Source organism: Caballeronia sp. RCC_10, assembly GCF_041360715.1.
Taxonomy (GTDB): Bacteria; Pseudomonadota; Gammaproteobacteria; order Burkholderiales; family Burkholderiaceae; genus Caballeronia; species Caballeronia grimmiae.
In genome coordinates, this window is record NZ_JBFUPT010000002.1 from 640699 (window position 1) to 657804 (window position 17106).

18 protein-coding genes are annotated in these 17106 nt (G+C 61.8%); 8 read left to right on the forward strand and 10 right to left on the reverse strand.

The window, feature by feature from the left end:
* Nucleotides 1-20 precede the first annotated feature (20 nt).
* Nucleotides 21-239, forward strand: a complete 219-nt coding sequence (locus tag AB6804_RS07430; protein ID WP_370885956.1) for a hypothetical protein — start codon at nucleotides 21-23, stop codon at nucleotides 237-239.
* Nucleotides 217-435, forward strand: a complete 219-nt coding sequence (locus AB6804_RS07435) for a helix-turn-helix domain-containing protein (protein ID WP_370885950.1) — start codon at nucleotides 217-219, stop codon at nucleotides 433-435. The genes AB6804_RS07430 and AB6804_RS07435 overlap by 23 nt, the downstream gene beginning before the upstream one ends.
* Before the next feature lie 387 nt (nucleotides 436-822).
* On the opposite strand, the gene AB6804_RS07440 is transcribed toward AB6804_RS07435, so the two are convergent.
* Nucleotides 823-1806, reverse strand: a complete 984-nt coding sequence (locus tag AB6804_RS07440; RefSeq protein ID WP_370885910.1) for a LysR family transcriptional regulator — start codon at nucleotides 1804-1806, stop codon at nucleotides 823-825.
* A 115-nt stretch (nucleotides 1807-1921) separates the two neighbouring features.
* On the opposite strand from AB6804_RS07440, the gene AB6804_RS07445 reads away from it, so the two are divergent.
* Nucleotides 1922-3319 carry an MFS transporter gene (locus tag AB6804_RS07445; RefSeq protein WP_370885911.1) on the forward strand — a complete coding sequence of 466 codons (1398 nt, stop codon included), beginning with the start codon at nucleotides 1922-1924 and terminating at the stop codon, nucleotides 3317-3319.
* A gap of 83 nt (nucleotides 3320-3402) precedes the next feature.
* Complete coding sequence (locus AB6804_RS07450) at nucleotides 3403-4644, forward strand: amidohydrolase family protein (RefSeq protein WP_370885951.1); 1242 nt, start codon at nucleotides 3403-3405, stop codon at nucleotides 4642-4644.
* Nucleotides 4645-4779: 135 nt separating this feature from the next.
* On the opposite strand, the gene speB is transcribed toward AB6804_RS07450, so the two are convergent.
* Genes speB through AB6804_RS07490 form a run of 8 tightly spaced genes read right to left on the reverse strand, consistent with a single transcriptional unit; the run spans nucleotide 4780 to nucleotide 11437 of the window.
* Nucleotides 4780-5748, reverse strand: coding sequence for an agmatinase (speB, locus tag AB6804_RS07455; protein ID WP_370885912.1), 969 nt, complete (start codon nucleotides 5746-5748; stop codon nucleotides 4780-4782).
* 16 nt (nucleotides 5749-5764) lie between these two features.
* Nucleotides 5765-6454 carry a cupin domain-containing protein gene (locus AB6804_RS07460; RefSeq protein WP_370885913.1) on the reverse strand — a complete coding sequence of 230 codons (690 nt, stop codon included), beginning with the start codon at nucleotides 6452-6454 and terminating at the stop codon, nucleotides 5765-5767.
* Nucleotides 6455-6488: 34 nt separating this feature from the next.
* Complete coding sequence (locus tag AB6804_RS07465; protein WP_370885914.1) at nucleotides 6489-7187, reverse strand: DUF1989 domain-containing protein; 699 nt, start codon at nucleotides 7185-7187, stop codon at nucleotides 6489-6491.
* 13 nt (nucleotides 7188-7200) lie between these two features.
* Complete coding sequence (locus AB6804_RS07470) at nucleotides 7201-8436, reverse strand: M20 family metallo-hydrolase (RefSeq protein ID WP_370885915.1); 1236 nt, start codon at nucleotides 8434-8436, stop codon at nucleotides 7201-7203.
* Entirely contained in the window at nucleotides 8433-9242 is an 810-nt protein-coding gene (locus AB6804_RS07475; RefSeq protein WP_370885916.1) for an amino acid ABC transporter ATP-binding protein, read from the reverse strand. The genes AB6804_RS07470 and AB6804_RS07475 overlap by 4 nt, the downstream gene beginning before the upstream one ends.
* On the reverse strand, nucleotides 9239-9892 hold the full coding sequence (locus tag AB6804_RS07480; protein ID WP_370885917.1) for an amino acid ABC transporter permease: 654 nt from the start codon (nucleotides 9890-9892) through the stop codon (nucleotides 9239-9241). Before AB6804_RS07480 ends, AB6804_RS07475 begins: the two co-directional genes overlap by 4 nt.
* A 20-nt stretch (nucleotides 9893-9912) precedes the next feature.
* Nucleotides 9913-10575, reverse strand: coding sequence for an amino acid ABC transporter permease (locus AB6804_RS07485; protein ID WP_370885918.1), 663 nt, complete (start codon nucleotides 10573-10575; stop codon nucleotides 9913-9915).
* A gap of 7 nt (nucleotides 10576-10582) precedes the next feature.
* A complete protein-coding gene (locus AB6804_RS07490; protein WP_370885919.1) occupies nucleotides 10583-11437 on the reverse strand; it encodes a transporter substrate-binding domain-containing protein in 855 nt (284 codons plus the stop codon).
* A gap of 1048 nt (nucleotides 11438-12485) precedes the next feature.
* Here AB6804_RS07490 and AB6804_RS07495 point away from each other — a divergent pair.
* The 4 genes from AB6804_RS07495 to AB6804_RS07510 all read left to right on the forward strand — a co-directional run bounded on the left by AB6804_RS07495 (nucleotide 12486) and on the right by AB6804_RS07510 (nucleotide 15464).
* Nucleotides 12486-13526, forward strand: a complete 1041-nt coding sequence (locus tag AB6804_RS07495) for a hypothetical protein (RefSeq protein WP_370885920.1) — start codon at nucleotides 12486-12488, stop codon at nucleotides 13524-13526.
* Nucleotides 13527-13885: 359 nt separating this feature from the next.
* On the forward strand, nucleotides 13886-13999 hold the full coding sequence (locus AB6804_RS07500) for a hypothetical protein (protein WP_370885921.1): 114 nt from the start codon (nucleotides 13886-13888) through the stop codon (nucleotides 13997-13999).
* A 197-nt stretch (nucleotides 14000-14196) separates the two neighbouring features.
* Nucleotides 14197-14589 carry a hypothetical protein gene (locus AB6804_RS07505; protein ID WP_370885922.1) on the forward strand — a complete coding sequence of 131 codons (393 nt, stop codon included), beginning with the start codon at nucleotides 14197-14199 and terminating at the stop codon, nucleotides 14587-14589.
* A gap of 245 nt (nucleotides 14590-14834) precedes the next feature.
* Nucleotides 14835-15464 (forward strand): hypothetical protein, encoded by a 630-nt coding sequence (locus AB6804_RS07510; RefSeq protein WP_370885923.1) that lies wholly within the window; start codon nucleotides 14835-14837, stop codon nucleotides 15462-15464.
* A 348-nt stretch (nucleotides 15465-15812) separates the two neighbouring features.
* On the opposite strand, the gene AB6804_RS07515 is transcribed toward AB6804_RS07510, so the two are convergent.
* Nucleotides 15813-17036, reverse strand: coding sequence for an alpha-hydroxy-acid oxidizing protein (locus AB6804_RS07515; protein ID WP_370885924.1), 1224 nt, complete (start codon nucleotides 17034-17036; stop codon nucleotides 15813-15815).
* Nucleotides 17037-17106: the final 70 nt, after the last annotated feature.

The following is a 17106-nucleotide window of genomic DNA, read 5'->3' on the forward strand; positions in this document are numbered from 1 at the left end:
TCATCGCGATCGATGCAGACGTGGCGGCATTCTTCCTCGAACGATACTGCACGCGGATGCACAAGCCGACGCCATCGCTCTCGAAGCATGCGCTGCAACAGCTCGAAGTTCACGGTTGGCCCGGTAACGTGCGCGAGCTGGAAAACCTTGTCGAGAAGATGGTGAATTTGAATGAAGGCGATTGCATTGCGGATGTATCGCCGTTTTCGCAGCACGATGAACGCGCAGCCAGGCAGTGACACGCGCAACGCGTCACGTCACGAGCCAGTGTCGCTTCAGGAGGCCGAGCGCATCGCGATCGAGAATGCGCTCGAAGCATGTCGCTTCAATGTCACGACGTGCGCGAAGTTGCTACGCGTGTCGAAGCCCGCGCTTTACGCAAAGATGAAGCGGCACGGCATTCGTATCGAGCGGTCGCTTCGACATCCGTCCTAGGATCTCGTTTCCAGGAGCCACCGTATGTTCCTGAATTCGCCTCGATTTGCTGGAGAGCGAAGAACAGCGTGGCCAGCGCATGCAGTTGTTGCGACGACTCATCTCGGCGTTCGACGGCCTCTACGAAGCGCGCTTTTACGGATGCGATGCATCGCCGATCGTACAAGCCCTAAGGGAGGAAACTGCCCAGTGGTGTTCGTCGGTCCGACAGACTGCGAGCCTCAGATACGGTTGTCCTGCGTCTTCAGTTCGACGCTGCTGACTTGTTTCCCTTCGTCTTGCTTCCCGACATGGCACGCTCCAGAATTCAATCATTCATAAAGGGGCGATTTCGCTCACCGTTCTGAATCGATCGCTCCGTTAGACACTGCTGTGCGGACACTTGACTCAACGCGATGACATACGCCCCAAGCGTTTGCCCTTCGCACGAGCGCCTTCATTGCCGCTGGCGACGAGTCCGGGCGACGCGAACATCTCGACGAGTTGCTCGCGCAGCCACATGTGCGCGGGCGATGTTTCATTGCGCTGATGCCAGAAGAGGCTAATCACGCGATCGGGCGCTTCGAGCGGCGCGCGCACACTGACGAGTTCGCCCTTCGGCGCAAGCCGCTTGCATAGATCGCTCGGCAACAGGCCGATGAGATCGCTCGCGCGGATCATGTCGCACGCGACCGTGTAGTGGTTCACCGTCGCGACGAGGTTGCGCTTCAATCCACGCGATGCGAGGAAGCTGTCGAACGAAGGTTGCGTCTGCCCGGCGAGGCTCACATCGACATGACGCGCGTTGAGAAAGCGCCGCGTCGTCAGCCTGCCCGTTGCGGCGAGCGGATGATCGCGGCGCATCACGCAGCCGTACTCGACGGGCCACAACGAAAGCGATCGGATATGCGATGGCGGCAGCGTCTCGTTCACATACACGCCAATCAGATAGTCCACGCGATTGCCTTCGAGCAGCGCAGGCGCATCGAGCAGGATGTTCGGCACGGTATGAAAGCGCACCCCGGGCGCGGTCTTGCTGAAGCGCGTAGTGAGGCGTGGCATCACGATGCCCGCGACATAGTCGGACATGGACAGGCTGAAGTTGACTTCGGCGAACGCTGGCAGGAAGGTCTGCTCGTCCAGCGCGCCACGGATACGGCTCAGCGATTCGCCAATAGGTCCCCACAGCGCCATGGCGCGTTGCGTCGGCGTGACGCCCGCGCCGTGACGAACGAAAAGCGGATCGCCGAAGGCCTCGCGCAAGCGGCTCAACGCGTTGCTGACGGCGGGTTGCGTGAGCGATAGCTTCGTCGCGGCGCGCGTGACCGCGCCTTCGGTCATCAACGCTTCGAACACCTTCAGCAGGTTCAGATCGAGAGTTCGAAAGCTCATGGAAAGCCATTCACCGGATCAATGTGCGGGATCACGATTATAAATATGGTTGACGTGGGACGGCTCGTAGAATGGCGAGCTAAACCATGTGCCTCGCTCTGCTCTGGAGAATCCTGTGTCGAACGTATCCGCGCGCATCGAACGTCTTCCTTTTGGACGCTTTCACTGGCGCCTGTTGATGATGGGCGGCCTGGGCTATGCCTTCGACGCGATGGATGCCGCCGCGGTCGCCTTCGTGCTGCCCGTGCTGCGACACGACTGGGCGCTCACGAGCGTGCAGACCGGCGTGCTCGGCAGCGGCAATTTCATCGGCTACTTCTTCGGCGCGCTGTTCGCGGGCACGCTCGGCGATCTGATCGGCCGGCGCAAGGTGATGATGTATGCGCTGCTGCTTTACAGCATTGCTTCCATCGTCAGCGCGATGACCGATACATGGCCCACGTTCCTCGCCTCTCGCATCGTCGCGGGCATGGGAACGGGTGCGGAGAGCGCGATCATCGCACCGTATCTCGCGGAGTTCGTGGCGAAGCGTTATCGCGGAGTGTTCACCGGCGCACTCGCGGGCTTCTTTTCGTTCGGTTTCGTGGCGGCGGCGCTGCTCGGCTATTTCATCGTGCCCGCGTTTCCTGACGGCTGGCGCACGGTGCTGTTCATCACCGCGCTGCCGGTCGTGATGCTCTTGTGGTGGCGGCGTTCGCTGCCCGAATCGCCGCGCTGGCTCGAGAGCCGCAAGCGTCGCGATGAAGCCGAGCGCGTGCTCGGCCATATCGAAGCGGACTTCACGCGGCGCGGCATCGAATTGCCGCGTGCGGAAGCGGCGACGCCGAGCGGCGAGCCATCGGCTGAAACGGGCACCCTGATCGCCAACTTCCGCGCACTGTGGGCGGGCCGCCAGGCGCGCATCACGGTGATGACGTGGCTCATGTGGCTCTCCATCACCTTCAGCTATTACGCGTTCTTTACCTGGATTCCCGGCCTGCTCGTGCAGCACGGCATGAGCATCACGCGCAGCTTCGGGTATTCGCTGGCGATGTACGTCGCGCAAGTGCCCGGCTACTTCAGCGCGGCATGGTTCAACGAACGCATTGGCCGGCAGGCGACGATCGCATCGTACATGTTGTGCGGCTGCGCTTGCGCGCTCGGCATGGCGTTCGCGAACACGAACGGCCAGATCATGGTCGCGGGCATTCTTCTGTCGTTCTTCATGAACGGCACTTATGCCGGTGTCTATGCCTACACGGCCGAAGTCTTCCCGACCGCGGTGCGCACGACCGGCGCGGGAACGGCATCCGCAATCGGGCGCATCGGTGCGATCGTCTCGCCGATTCTCGTCGGCTATCTCTATCCGGTCTTCGGCTTCGCAGGCGTGTTCGGCGTGACGACCGTCGTCCTGCTGCTTGGCGCAATTGCCGTCGTCGTGATGGGCGTGCCGACGCGCGGGCGCTCGCTCGAAGACATCGCGGCGGGCGAGGCATCCAGCATGACGTCGGTGACCGAAGCATCGGCGCGATGACGCAATGAGCCACAGGTGACGATCCAAAGCCATAACGCCGCTGCGCATGCTCGGGCAGCGGCTTTTTCATGGAGAAGATGACAGTGCAAAGCATCCTGTTCAGCAATGCTGCCGTGCTCGATCCGGCACGAGGCGAGCTGCGCGAAGCGCATCACGTGCTCGTCGAAAACGGGCTCATCAAGGAAGTGTCCGACAAGCCGCTGCAAAGCGCGGCATCGCAGGTGATCGATCTGAAGGGCAAGACGTTGATGCCGGGTCTCATCGACCTGCACGTTCACGTGGTCGCCGTGCAGCTCAATCTTTCGCAGCAAGTGCACATGCCCAACGTGCTGGTGACGCTGCGTTCCGTGCCCATCATGCGCGCGATGCTGCGTCGAGGTTTCAGCACTGTACGCGATGCGGGCGGCGCGGGACATCCGCACAAGATCGCGGTGGAAAGCGGGCTCGCTGTCGGGCCGCGCCTTTTCGTGGCGGGACGCGCGCTCAGTCAGACAGGCGGACACGGCGACATGCGCGGCCGCTCCGACTACATGGGCAATAGCGCGCCGTGCGGATGCTGCGTGCGCGTAGGCGCGCTCGCACGCGTGGCGGATGGCGTCGATGAAGTGCGCCGCGCCGCGCGCGAAGAACTGCAGATGGGCGCGGATCATCTGAAGATCATGGCGTCGGGTGGCGTGGCGTCGCCGACCGATCCAGTCGGCGCATACGGTTATGCGGAGGATGAAGTACGCGCGATCGTCGAGGAAGCGCGCGCGCGCCATACGTACGTGATGGCGCATGCCTACACCGCCGATGCGATCTCGCGCGTCGTGCGCTGGGGCGTGCGCACGATCGAGCACGGCAATCTGGTCGATGCGCCCGCCGCCAAGCTAATGGCCGAACATGGCGCATACGTGGTGCCGACGCTCGTCACGTATGAAGCGCTGGCTTCCGAAGGTGCGCAGTACGGCCTCGGCGAGGAAAGCGTAGCGAAGATCGCGGACGTGCGCGAGGCGGGCTTGCGTTCGCTCGAAATCTATCGCGATGCAGGCGTGAAGATGGGCTTCGGATCCGACTTGCTCGGACCTTCGCAGCGTCTGCAAAGCGACGAATTCCGCATCCGTTCCGAAGTGCTCGGCAACAAGGCGGCGCTGCTCGCCGCGACCACGACCGCCGCCGAAGTGCTCGGCTTGCCCGATAAGCTCGGCTGCATCGCGCCGGGCGCATGGGCCGACATGATCGTCGTCGATGGCAACCCGCTCGCCGATATCTCCTGCATGCTCGGCCAGGGCGAGCGCATTCCGCTCGTGATGAAATGCGGCGAGATTCACTTCAACGAACTGTGAGGGCAGATGCGGCCGTGAGCCATGACTTTCCCGGCCGCGGATCGCCGGGAAAGCCATCGCCATTCGGCATTTTCACTCTTGCGCGCAGAGCATCCTGGTCTTCTCGCTTCATGTCCGCGAAGTAACTCACGGCACTCAGATACTGACGGGCGCGTTGATGGCCGGCATCGCGGCACGTCTGGCGAAGAGGCACAAGATCTCGTACATCATCGTCGCAGCGACGAGCGCGGTGTTGCCGCTCGGGTCGTAAGGCGGCGATACCTCGACCACGTCGCCGCCGACCCAGTTCAGCCCGTCCAGTCCGCGCAAGAGCGCCAGCGTTTCGCGCGTCGTCAGGCCGCCAATTTCCGGCGTGCCCGTGCCCGGCGTGAAGACCGGATCGAGACCGTCCACATCGAGCGAGAGATAAACCGGCGCATCACCGACGATTTTCCTCGCCTCTTCCGCAATCGCCGTTGGCCCGCGTTTCTCGAATTCCTCGATGAACACCACACGCATGCCGTGATCGAGCGAGTAACGCCAGCCTTCGTCGGTGTTCTGCGCGCCGCGAATGCCGATCTGGATCGTGCGCTTCGGGTCGAGCAGGCCAGCTTCGACTGCCCGTCTGAACGGAGCGCCATGCGTGAATTTCGAACCCTTGAACGCGTCCCAGGTGTCGGTGTGCGCATCGATGTGGACGAGCGCGAGGGGCGATTTCGGCGCTATGGCCTGGAAAACCGGATAGGTGATCGAATGATCGCCGCCCGCAATCAGCGCCATTTTTCCGGCGCGAAACACCGGCTCGAAGAAGCGGCGGATGTCCCCATGCGCGGCCTCAAGATCGTAGAGATGCTCGAACGGCACATCGCCGATATCTGCCACGCGGCACGCCTCGAACGGATTGAAACGCGTGACGTGATGGATCGCGCGCATCATCGTCGACATATTGCGGATTTCGCGCGGACCGAAACGCGCGCCGGGACGCGCGGTGACGCCCCCATCGAACGGTACGCCTGCCAGCGCGATATCGAGCGCCGCGAGATCGCGCTCGAACGGCACGCGCATGAACGTGGGGATTCCGGCGAAGCGCGGCAACTGCATCTGTGAAAGATCGGTGGCGGCCATGATGTGAGCGAGAGAGTCAGAAGGTGGGCGGGGTGTTGACCCAAAGAATGCGTGCGACCGTATCGCCCGGATTGCGATAGCTATGCGGCTCGGTGCTCGCGAAATAAAACGAATCGCCGGCTTTCAGCGAATAGGTCTGATCGGCGAGCGTCAGTTCCAGTTCGCCTTCGAGCACGTATCCGAGTTCTTCGCCGACGTGATGAATCTGCTCGTCGCTGCGCGCGAGCGGTTCGAGCACGTGGATGTCGCCCTGAAGCAACTGGCCGGGACTCGGCACGACCAAACGCTCGAGCACGATCGAACCGCGGCCGCGCCTGCTCCGATCCGTCGGGGCACGCGCCCCCGGAAAGCGCACGGACGGCCGCTCGCCCGCACGCTGCACGGGCGATGCCGTCATCGCGGGCGACGACAGCAGCGCCGCGATATTCGTATCCAGGGCGATCGCCAGCTTGTGCAGCATCGCGAGCGACGGCGTGGCGTGGCCGCCCTCGACTTTCGACAGCAAGCTCTCGGAGCAACCGGCCGTCTGGGCGAGCACCTTGAGCGTCATGTGCCGCACCATGCGCGCATGACGCAGGCGCGTGCCCAGGCCATCGGCGGCAGACGTGCCCGCTGCGCCGTCCACTTTGCGCGGAGCCCGTGAAGATGCCGTCTTGCGCGGGGCGCGGGCGGCATCGCCCGTCGATGAAAGTCGTTTGCTGGGCACGAAGAAAGTCCTGTCGAATAAAGGGAAACCGCGCTTACGCGAGAACCGTGAACTCGACCTCGAGCGGGTTGAGCGCGTTGATCGGAATGATATCTTGCGGGCACGCGGACATCACGACGACGCAATCCATTGCGGCTTTGATATCGACGTAATCGCCGGACTTCGATACGGGCGGCAGCCAGTCGATCGTGTAATCGGACTTGACCGGGATGTTCATCCACAGGTTGAACGGCTGCGGCACTTCTTTCGTGCGCAGACCGATGGCCTTCAGCGCAAGGCGCAGGTTGTCCGAGCAGTTGTCGTGGTAATGCTGGACACCGAGATTGCGATAGCGATACAGATCGCACGCCGCGATCAGCGTGTCGTGCACGCCGGGCGACGTGTCGGCGGCGAGTTCGGCAATCGGGCGGCGCTGGTTCGTCACGAGCGGGTCGCCCGGCTGCGGAATGATCTTGTCGATGGATGCGCGCGTGTGTTCGAACGACAGGAACTCGTTCAGATGCTGCGCGTTGAAGATCCACGTATCGCACACTTGCGTGCCGTGCGGATTGGCGATGCGGATCGTCTGCCCCGCCTTGACGCGCACGGCGCGGCCGCAGCGGGCGGGGACCGTGTAGGTCTTGCCGATTTCCGGCGTGCCGTCCGGCGAGATGGGTTCGTTGAGCGTGGCGTTGACGCCGGTTTCCTGGCCGTTGTCATCGGCGCAGGCGTGGATGGTGGCGGGGGCGTTCATGTCGATGGCTCCTTCAGTCGTTGCAGAGTGTGGTGAGGCAATGCGCGAGCACGCGCGCGCCGAGCACGAGATGCGCGGCGTCGGTGGCTTCTGCGGGGTTATGGCTGATGCCGTCGCGGCTCGGCACGAAGATCATGCCGCTCGGGCAATGCTGCGCGAGATACATTGCGTCGTGAAACGCGCCGGACGTCATGTGCAGTGCGCGGGCATCGAGCGCGCGGCACGCTTCGTCGATGCGCGACAGAACCGACGCATCGAATGCGACCGGCGCATGCGTGAACAACGCTTCGATGCGCGCTTCGTGGCGCTGTGCGATCGCGTTCACTTGGGCATCGAATGCGGCGAGCACGCCGGCATCGGGATGACGGAAGTCGACGGTGAACGTCACCGCCGAGGGAATCGTGTTGATCGAATTCGGTTCGATGCTCCAGCGTCCGAACGTGACGCGCGTATCGCCGCCGCCGAGTTCGTGCGCGATTGCATCGAGCTCGTGGCGCAATGCAATTGCCCGCGTCATTGCATCGCGGCGCAGCGCCATCGGCGTGGTCCCGGCGTGGGCCGCCATGCCGTCGACATGGAAGGCGTACCAGCGCACGCCCTGTATGCCGCTGACGACCGCAAGCGGAACGCCGGCGCTTTCCAGTTGCGGTCCTTGTTCGATGTGAAGCTCGACGAACGCATGCGGCGCGTCGCGCTCGATGCGTTGCGCGAGGTCGGGGAATGCGTTCCGGTGACGCTCTAGTGCGTCGCCCAGCGTGATGCCGTCGGTATCGCGCGCATCGGCATGACGCGTCATGCGCGACGGCTCCACGAACGCGCTCGATCCCATTGCGCCCGGCGAGAAGCGCGTGCCTTCCTCGTTGGTCCAGATCGCGACTTCGAGCGGACGGCGCGTGCGCACGTTCGCATCGCTCAGTGCGGCCAGCACTTCGAAACCCGCGAGCACGCCGTAACAGCCATCGAGCCTGCCGCCGGTCGGCTGGGTGTCGATGTGGCTGCCGGTCATCACCGGAGCCAGCGACGCATCTCCTTCGCGGCGAAAAAAGAGATTGGCGCACGCATCGACGCGCGCGCTGCATCCGAGCGCACGGGCACGTTCAATCAGAAAGCGCCGCGCTCCGAGATCGCGCTCGCCGAGCGCCGGGCGGTTCACGCCGCCGTCACCGCGCGCGCCGAAGGCGGCGAGAGCATCGATCGATTCGAGCAGACGGTCGGCGTTCACCGCATCGGCGATTTGCGTGGCGATCACGACGTCGCTCCTTGGCTCACGAAATCGAGACTGCGTTCGAGCCACGGCTTGAGGAACTGCTGAAGACGCGGGGTGCGTGTATTGCCGAAGAGCTGTGCGGGCGGTCCCGCTTCGACGATCCTGCCCGCTTCCATGAACACGACCTTGTCGGAGATCTTCGCGGCGAAGCTCATTTCATGCGTCACCATGACCATCGTCATGCCTTCTTGCGCGAGCGAGCGGATCACGTTGAGCACTTCTTCCACGAGTTCGGGATCGAGTGCGGATGTCGGCTCGTCGAGCAAAATCACTTCGGGTTCGATAGCCAGCGCCCGCGCGATGCCCACGCGCTGCTGCTGTCCGCCGCTCAGTCGCGCGGGATAGGCATCGGCCTTATGGTCGAGGCCCACGCGCTTGAGCGCGGCGAGGGCTTTTTCGCGGGCTTCGCGCTTGCTCGTCCTCTTGGCGAGCACGAGCGGCGTCGCCACGTTGTCGAGCGCGTTCATGTGAGGCCAGAGATTGAACTGCTGAAAGACCATCGAAATGGGGCGGCGCACTTCGGCGATGCTCGCTTCGCTATCGCGATCCTTCGCCGTGCGTCCCGTCGAGCGATAGCCGAGCAACTGGCCTTTGATCCACACTTCGCCTTCATCGTAGGCTTCGAGAAAATTCATGCAGCGCAGCGCGGTTGTCTTGCCGGAACCGGACGGCCCGATCAGCGTGACGATCTCGCCCCGCATCACATCCAGGTCGATACCCTTGAGCACGCGGTTCTCGCCATACGACTTGCCGACGGCGTGTAGCTTTAGAATCGGGAGGTCGCTCATGATGTCTTCCTTGAAAACGGAATGCGCGATGTCGCCGCCTGTGCGATGACCGACACAGCTTGGGTGAGCAGCCAGTAACACGCGATCAGCAGCGCATACGGACCGATATACGTGTAGCTCGATGCGACGATATCGCTTGCGGTCATCGTCAGTTCCGGGACGGTGATGATCGAGGCGACCGCGCTCTCCTTAATGACGAGGATGGTTTGATTGGCAATGAGCGGCGCGGCGAAGGCGAGCGCCTGCGGCAATTCGATCGAACGGAACGCATCGCGTCTGCTCACGCCGAATGCGGCGGCGGCTTCGAGTTGGCCGCGCGGCACGCTGGCCCACGCCGCGCGAAAAAGCTCCGCGAAATAGGCACTCGAATAGAACGCGAGCGAAACAATGGTGGCCTGCACGGCGGACAGCGTGATGCCGACGACCGGCAAGCCGAAGTACACGATGACGAGCTGGGAAAGGTAAGGCGTGCCGCGCACGAGCCACACGAACGCGCCGTAGAGAAGCTTGAACGGGTGGCCGAACGCGAGACGCATCGCGTTGAGGGCGAAGCCCGCGGCAATGCCGATGAGCGCGGCGAGCACGCTCACTTCGAGCGTGACGCCCATCGCTTCGATGAAGCGCGGGATGAGTGCAGTGACAGTGTTCATGCTGATGCCTCGTTCTCCGGTCAGGGACGCCGCGCCGCGCGTTGCGCATACACATGACCCGCGCCCGCGAGCAGCGACGTGATCGCCAGATAAAACACCGCGGCCAGCGCGTACACTTCGAGCGGCCGATAGGTCGATGACGAAAGCTGCTGGCTGACGCGCATCAGGTCCGTTACCGAGATCACCGACACGACCGCCGACGCCTTGACGATGTCGACCATTTCGGATACCAAAGCAGGTAGTGTCGCGCGCACGACCTGCGGCACTTCTATGTGCCACAAGGCCTGCCGCCGCGTGAGATTGAACGTCGATGCCGCCTCGATCTGACCCGGCGCGATCGAGCGAAAGCCCGCGCCGAGAATCTGGGACTGGTACGCGCCGGTGTTCAGCGAGAGCCCGATCACCGCCGCCGCGAGCCCCGGCAGTTCGAGACCGAGCGCGGACGGCACGTAGTAGAACACGAGCAGCTGCGCGAGCACCGGCGTGCCGCGCAGCACGCTGACATACACGCGCGCCGCGCCGCGCATCAGACGGCTGTCGCTCACGGACATCGTGTAGACGAACACGCCGACGAAGAAGCCGCAACACACGGCGACGCCCGAGAGCACGAAGGTCGTCAGCGCGCCGTCGAGCAACTGCGGCAGATAGCCGATGCAGCGCGTGAGCAGATCGGGACCGTTCATATCCATATCAGATGGAAGGGGCAGGCAACGTGGTCGGCACCTCCATCGTCGAGCCGAACCATTTCTCCTGGAGCTTCTTCATGGTGCCGTCGCTATTGGCCTTGGCGATGCCATCGCTGAAGAGCTTCAGAAGCGCGGCGCTGTCGGCATCCTTGCGGGCAACCCACGCGAAGTAGCTCTTCGGACCAATGGTCTGCGGCAACACGGCGAACACGCCCGGGCGCGACTTCAGCAGCGGCCCGAGATTGGCCACCGACTGTGCGACTGCATCGAGCCGGCCGACCGCCAGGTCCGCATAGGCTTCGTCGAACGCGACGTATTGCTTGATCTGCTTCAGACCGGGGCCGCCGGCTTCTTTCAGCTTCTTGTCGAGCGCCATCACGGCCTGCAGTTGCGCGGATCCGGTCTGCGATCCGACGACCTTGCCGTTGAGATCGCTCGGCCCCTTGACCGATGCATCGCCCTGGCGCATCAGCACGCCGGTGGTCGCATCCGCGACGGGCACGGTGAACGCGAAGTGCTCCGCGCGATCCTTGTTAACCGTCACCGCCGTGACGACCACGTCGAAGCGCTCGGCATCGAGGCCCGGCAACAAGCCCTGAAACGGCAGATCGAGCTGCTTGACCTTCACGTCGGGCAGGGACTTCAACACGTAGGCCATCAGATCGGCGTCGTAGCCGACGATCTTGCCGTTGTCCACATATTCGAATGGCGCGTAACGCGCTTCCGTGGCGATCGTGATTTCCTTGTTCGACTTGATGCGTCCGAGCAGATCGTCCGCGTGCGCGTAAGACGGCGCAGCCGCGTTGAGCGCGACCGCGCCTGTGAGTGCGATCAGCAAACGGCGAAGACCCTGGTTCATGATGCTCTCCTTGCGTGTGGGCTATTGTGAAAACAATCTGAATTTTATTCAAGTAACTTGAATGAAATTCATTAGGCATGAAGTGTGCCAATGAGCGACGCCAGCAGGCAAAGGCCCTTCAGTTTGCTTGTGCACGTTAACGGAGGGTGGACGCCTTCGCGTGCACCGTTGGCGCGACTCCGTGCACCGGTTTGGGAGCGGTCATGCGTCTGTCGACTGATGCGCCCAAGAGCATTGCGTACGGCGTCCAGCGCGAGCAGCGGATGTCGAATACTCAGGAACGGAAAGGTGGCTGCATGGATACGCACCATCAATAAGATGGTGGGGCAGGCATTTGCCCAGGCAACGCGTCGCCAGGAGGAGCGGGGCCAATTACGCCCCGTGGCGCGATCGGCGCTTCGGCCGATGCTTTGCAGGGGAGCTCGCTCGAACGTCCGCGGAGGCCGATTTGGCCACTTCTGCGTTGTCTGTCGTCGGAGCGTCGCAGGGCGCCGGCAACAAGCTGCGGTTCGACGACCCGGATCGATGCTGAGGCGAGAAGGACGCTTGCTGTCATTCAGAAATGGGAGTTATCTTTATGGCAGCGTTTTGCAGCAGTTTTTGCGGAGGACATGAACGCGAGACTCCGATGCGACGCTATCTCGTAGAGCGGTCGCCGAAGTGGTCTTCGGTCGCCTCGCGCTTCGAATCGGCGGTCGGAACTAGCACAGTGACGACAGCTTCCATCGAGAGCGCGGTAACAAGTAAGAACTCGTGCCCCCCATAAACACCGGCCTTTTCGGTCAACGGCTGGAGTGTGGCGAGACAAGCCGACACCGGCTTATGCCAATGAATACGGCGTGCATGAACGCTCGGACTCAAGCTGGCGCGTGGCAACTGCTCGCGGCGCGAGGTCTACGAGGCTTTCGCGATGATTCAGCGCGGTGCTGCTTCCTGCTCGGACTAGATCGCTCGAAGCACCGCTGCTTGCATGCGGCGCGCTCGAGAGCATCTGCAAGCAGGCGTTGCTCGCCGCTTTCCCACATGTACGTCTCGACGGAGACCGTTCATGAACCCGTTACAACAGATTCGGCGGCTTTGCCCTGTTCTTGGGGCAGCACTACTGCTGGGTGCTTCAATCGGGGCGTTGCTGCCTCGCGTTGGAGCGGCAGCTGATCAAGGTAACGCGGAGCATCTCCTGCTGCGGCACGTCGCGGACATTCCGATACCGGGACACACGACTCGTTTCGATTACGAAAGCGGCGATCCTGAGCGTCATCTGTTGATGGTTGCCCACTTGGGAGATGGAGAAGTCGTCGCCTTCGATACGCACGATGCGCGCGTCATTGCCACGATAACGAACGTCTCTGCCGTGCATGGCGTGCTTGTTATTCCGGAATTGTCGCGGGTATTCGCCTCCGCGACCGGAACGAACGAGATCGTTGCAATCGACGAGAAGACGCTAAAGGTTGTCGCTCGTATGCCCGGAGGTGTCTATCCCGACGGCATGGCCTATGCCCCCGATGTGCACAAGCTTTATGTCTCCGACGAGACTGGAAAGACTGAGACCGTCATTGATGTGTTAACGAACCAGCGCGTGAAGACCATTGCGCTTGATGGTGAGGTCGGCAACACGCAATACGATCCGGTGTCTCGACATATCTTTGTCAACGTTCAGACGCGTCGGCAGTTGATCGAAATTGACCCCTCGGCGGACACGATCGTCGCCCGCATCGACCTGCCCGGAGCAGACGGAAACCACGGCTTGCTCATCGTTCCGCAATCCCGGCTGGCATTCATCGCTTGTCAGGGGAACAGCAAATTGCTGGTGCTCGACCTGCGCACGAAGCGCGTATCGCAATCGTTCGAGGTAGGACGAGCCCCCGACGTGCTTGCGTTCGATGCTTCGGCAAGCACGGTGTATGTGGCCGGCGAAGCAGGTGTCGTATCGATGTTCCGCTATGACGGGACTCATGTAGCAAAGGTCGGCGAAGGTCTCCTTGGACCGAACGCTCACGTTGTGTATGTCGATGCAATGACGCATCGATCGTACTTCCCGCTGAAAAATCTTAACGGCCGTCCGGTGTTACGCATCATGGCGCCGCAGTGATGATGACACCGCGCGGAGGGGGGCGCGCAGACAGACGAACGCGCCTTGAATGGATGTCAGAAAGGAGCACGAATATGAATCGCTTATCGGAATCGCGGTGCTATTCACTGTTGCTTCGGCGATTGCCGCGCCATCTCATGTTATGGATGGAAGGCTGGTTGATGAGCACAGGATGACGCTTTATGTTTGTAGAGCACAAGGAGCACCAGACGCCAAATCATGCGAAGGCGGCTGTGCGCGGAACCTTCCGCCCGCGCTCGCAAGCTCGGACGATAAGGCTTCGGGCTCGCTAGAACTGGTCGATTCAGGCAACGGTGATCGGCAAGAACCTACAGAGGTAAGCCCTGTATCGCGGCGCGATGGATAAGAAGCCAGGCGATCGTACAGGTGACGGCCGGAATACAGTTTGGCGCAGTGTTCAGCCACACTGGCGCGAGACGAGATCTCGTGAACTTGTGCAACCGACTATGTGATCGAGCGGCCCGCGTGAGGGTCCGTTACGGCAATGGGAACGAGCCGTAATCTGCATCGGGATGACCTACAAGGGCAACTTTCGAGACGCTTTTCCCTCAAGTTTTGCGTTGTACTGCCGATAGCTCACGTGCCGACGAAAATCAGCGGTCAGCGCTTCGTCGTGCCCGGAAACAACGTAATAACGATATGAGGATGTATGAGGAAACTAACTTTTGCGGCCGCTATCGCCGCAGGTGCCTTCGCGCTGGCGGGGTGCGCCGGCACCGGTAATGACTCGCTGCGCTCGGAAACCGAGGCGAGTGTGTCCACGAAGATTGTTGACGGTAAAACAACGAAGGACGAGGTCCGTAGCATGTTCGGATCGCCATTGAAGACAGAGTTCACGGACGGGGGACTGGAGATTTGGCACTACGAGTTGACGAAGCTTCACTCTGACGCAGTCAGCTATATTCCAGTGGTGAACCTTCTGGGCTCGAGCGCGAGCGGCAAGAAGAAGGAACTGGTTGTTCTGTTCTCTGCCGACAACATCGTCAAGCGCTATTCGATGAGCGAATCAGCCGTTTCACACAAGACTGGCATTTTCAATTAATCGCAGGTATGGCTTTGGGTCGAGACTATCCCGTCGTTAAGGCCGGGATTGTCGAGGCCCGCACCCAGAACAGTTCGAAGTGTCCGCCCACGCGCATTGCCAACTTCATAGCATTAGGCCTGCAGCACCATCGGAAACCGATGCCACTTGACACCATGTCATGTTGAAAATGCGTTTGTGTGGCCACCACGTCGATAAGTCAATAAGCGAGAAGTCAATCGCGTAATACAGGAAGTCTTTGCAGCATGAAGAAAATCAGCGTGGCAGCCGTTCTACTGTCGACTCTGGCGCTGGCCGGTTGCGACGATAAGCCGAGCGACAAACTCTCATCCGAGGTGATTCGGAAGATCGCTGATAACGACTCGACCGAGGGTCTCGAAGTCACCAACTTCGAGCGTGCGAACGGGCAGGTCGACCAGAACTCAGCCAACCTCTACAAGGTGACCTACAGCTACAACCTGAGGCTTACCCAACCCTACGCTGAAACGGTGCTCGCGAACGCCAAGCTCTACCAGAAGGATAAGGCCACCAATGCCAGGCGAGAGACCGGCGCGTTCTTTGATGCGACCGCTTTGGAAAACAGCGTTACTAACATGCAGCAATCGATGCTGGTAAATCAGTGGATCGCCAATCAGGACGATGGTTTCAAAGCGCGCCGGGATGCCCTGCTGAATCCGTGTGCGCCGTGTATCGCTTGGTGGAATAGCGAAGAAGCTCCGGCGGAAGCGAAAGACCGCCGGATGTCCTTCATAGCGGCATGGATCGCAATGGAACAATACGGATTCAAGGACAGCGCCAAAGTCGGCGACGCCGTCCCCCGACACGCCTGGGCCTTCTTCTCCAAGACAGAAAAGGGCTGGCAGGCCGCGAACTAATCACAGTCAAAGCAGGGCCACGGTATGGCGCCGTCGCTACGCCGCGCGTTTGAGTAGCTAGCTCAAGAGGACCGTTAGAACGCCTCGCGTCGGGTTGACGTGCGGCATCCTTCATGCGATCTATGAACCACGCCTACATCCCGTAGCGCTTCATTCGGAAAATCAATCATGAATGAAGGTCGGGCGAAGGGTGTCGGGGAAAAGGTCAACGGCAAGATGCGATCCTTTCCCCGCGACGTCGTCATATTGACGGTCCAGATCACAGTGGTGCGAATATTGGGTTGTTTGGCTAATTCGTCGGTGCTGCGATCATGATCGTCACTCTCGCGACATCGTCCTTACGATCCTTTACGGGCGCGTCGGCCCCGCGCTCAGCTCACCGGGCCCAAACCTTAACAGACGCAGGAATTCGGGCCCGAGTTCGTCGAGACGGTTCACGCCGAGCAGTCCCATATCCGCATGAATCTCGGCCTTCACGAGACCGATGGCATGCTCGACGCCGGCTTGTCCGCCCACGCACGCCGCGTAGTTCATCGGCCGCCCGATGAAAGCGCATGTCGCGCCAAGAGCGATAGCCTTCAATACGTCCGTGCCGCGTCGAAAGCCGCTGTCGATCATGAGCGGCATATCTGGACAGGCTTCCGCGATGGGAGCCAGCATGCGCATCGGCGAGACCGAGCCGTCGAGTTGTCGGCCGCCATGGTTGGACACGATTATGCCGTCGGCTCCGAGGTTTCGCGCAGTCGCCGCATCGACCGGATGCAGAATGCCTTTGATCACCAGTGGACCCTTCCAGCGCGCGCGGATTTCGCGGATTGCATCCCAGTCCAGATGCTCACGTCCGCTGAAATCCCGGTTGGCGCGACGCGAGAGCAACGGCTCGCCTCGTTGCGCCGAGGCATTCTCGAAATGCGGCATGCCATGACGAAGCAACGTGCGCAGGAACGTGAAGAGCGACCAGTTCGGATGCGTCAGGCCGTCGCGCAATAGCTGAAAGTTTGGTCTGAGCGGAGTCCGGAACCCGTTGCGCATGTTGTTCTCCCGGTTTGGCACGACTGACGAGTCCACCGTAACGACCAGCGTCGATACATTGGCGGCGCTGACTCTCTCCACCAGCGCGCGCATTTCTTCCAGCGTTCTGGGCATGTAGATTTGAAACCATGCGCCCGGCGCGACTTCGACGACTGCTTCTAGCCGAACGAGCGACGCTGCGCTGAGAATCATGGGCACGCCGCATTCGCGCGCCGCCTGCGCCTGTGCGAGGTCGCCGCGATAGCCCGTCAAAGAACTGATGCCCATCGGCGCAATGCCGACCGGGGACTCGTAGCGCACGCCGAAGAGCTCGATCGACTGGCTTCGCTGCGACACGTTGCGCAGTACGCGCGGAACGAAGCCGAGTTCGTTGAAGGCCGCGCGGTTGTCCGCGAGGGACGCATTGTCTTCCGTCGCGCCCGCGACGTAACCGAAGAGCGGGCGCGGCAGCCTGCGCCTCGCCGCTGCTTCGAAATCGGCGAGCGACAAGAAGCCGCGCATTCGCCGGGGGACGTTTTTGGATTGCCTGGTTTTGATCATGCCGCGCAACGACCTTCCGTTTTCCATTAGTTCCGCGCTCGTCGGTCATCGTCACATGAGGACGCGACGA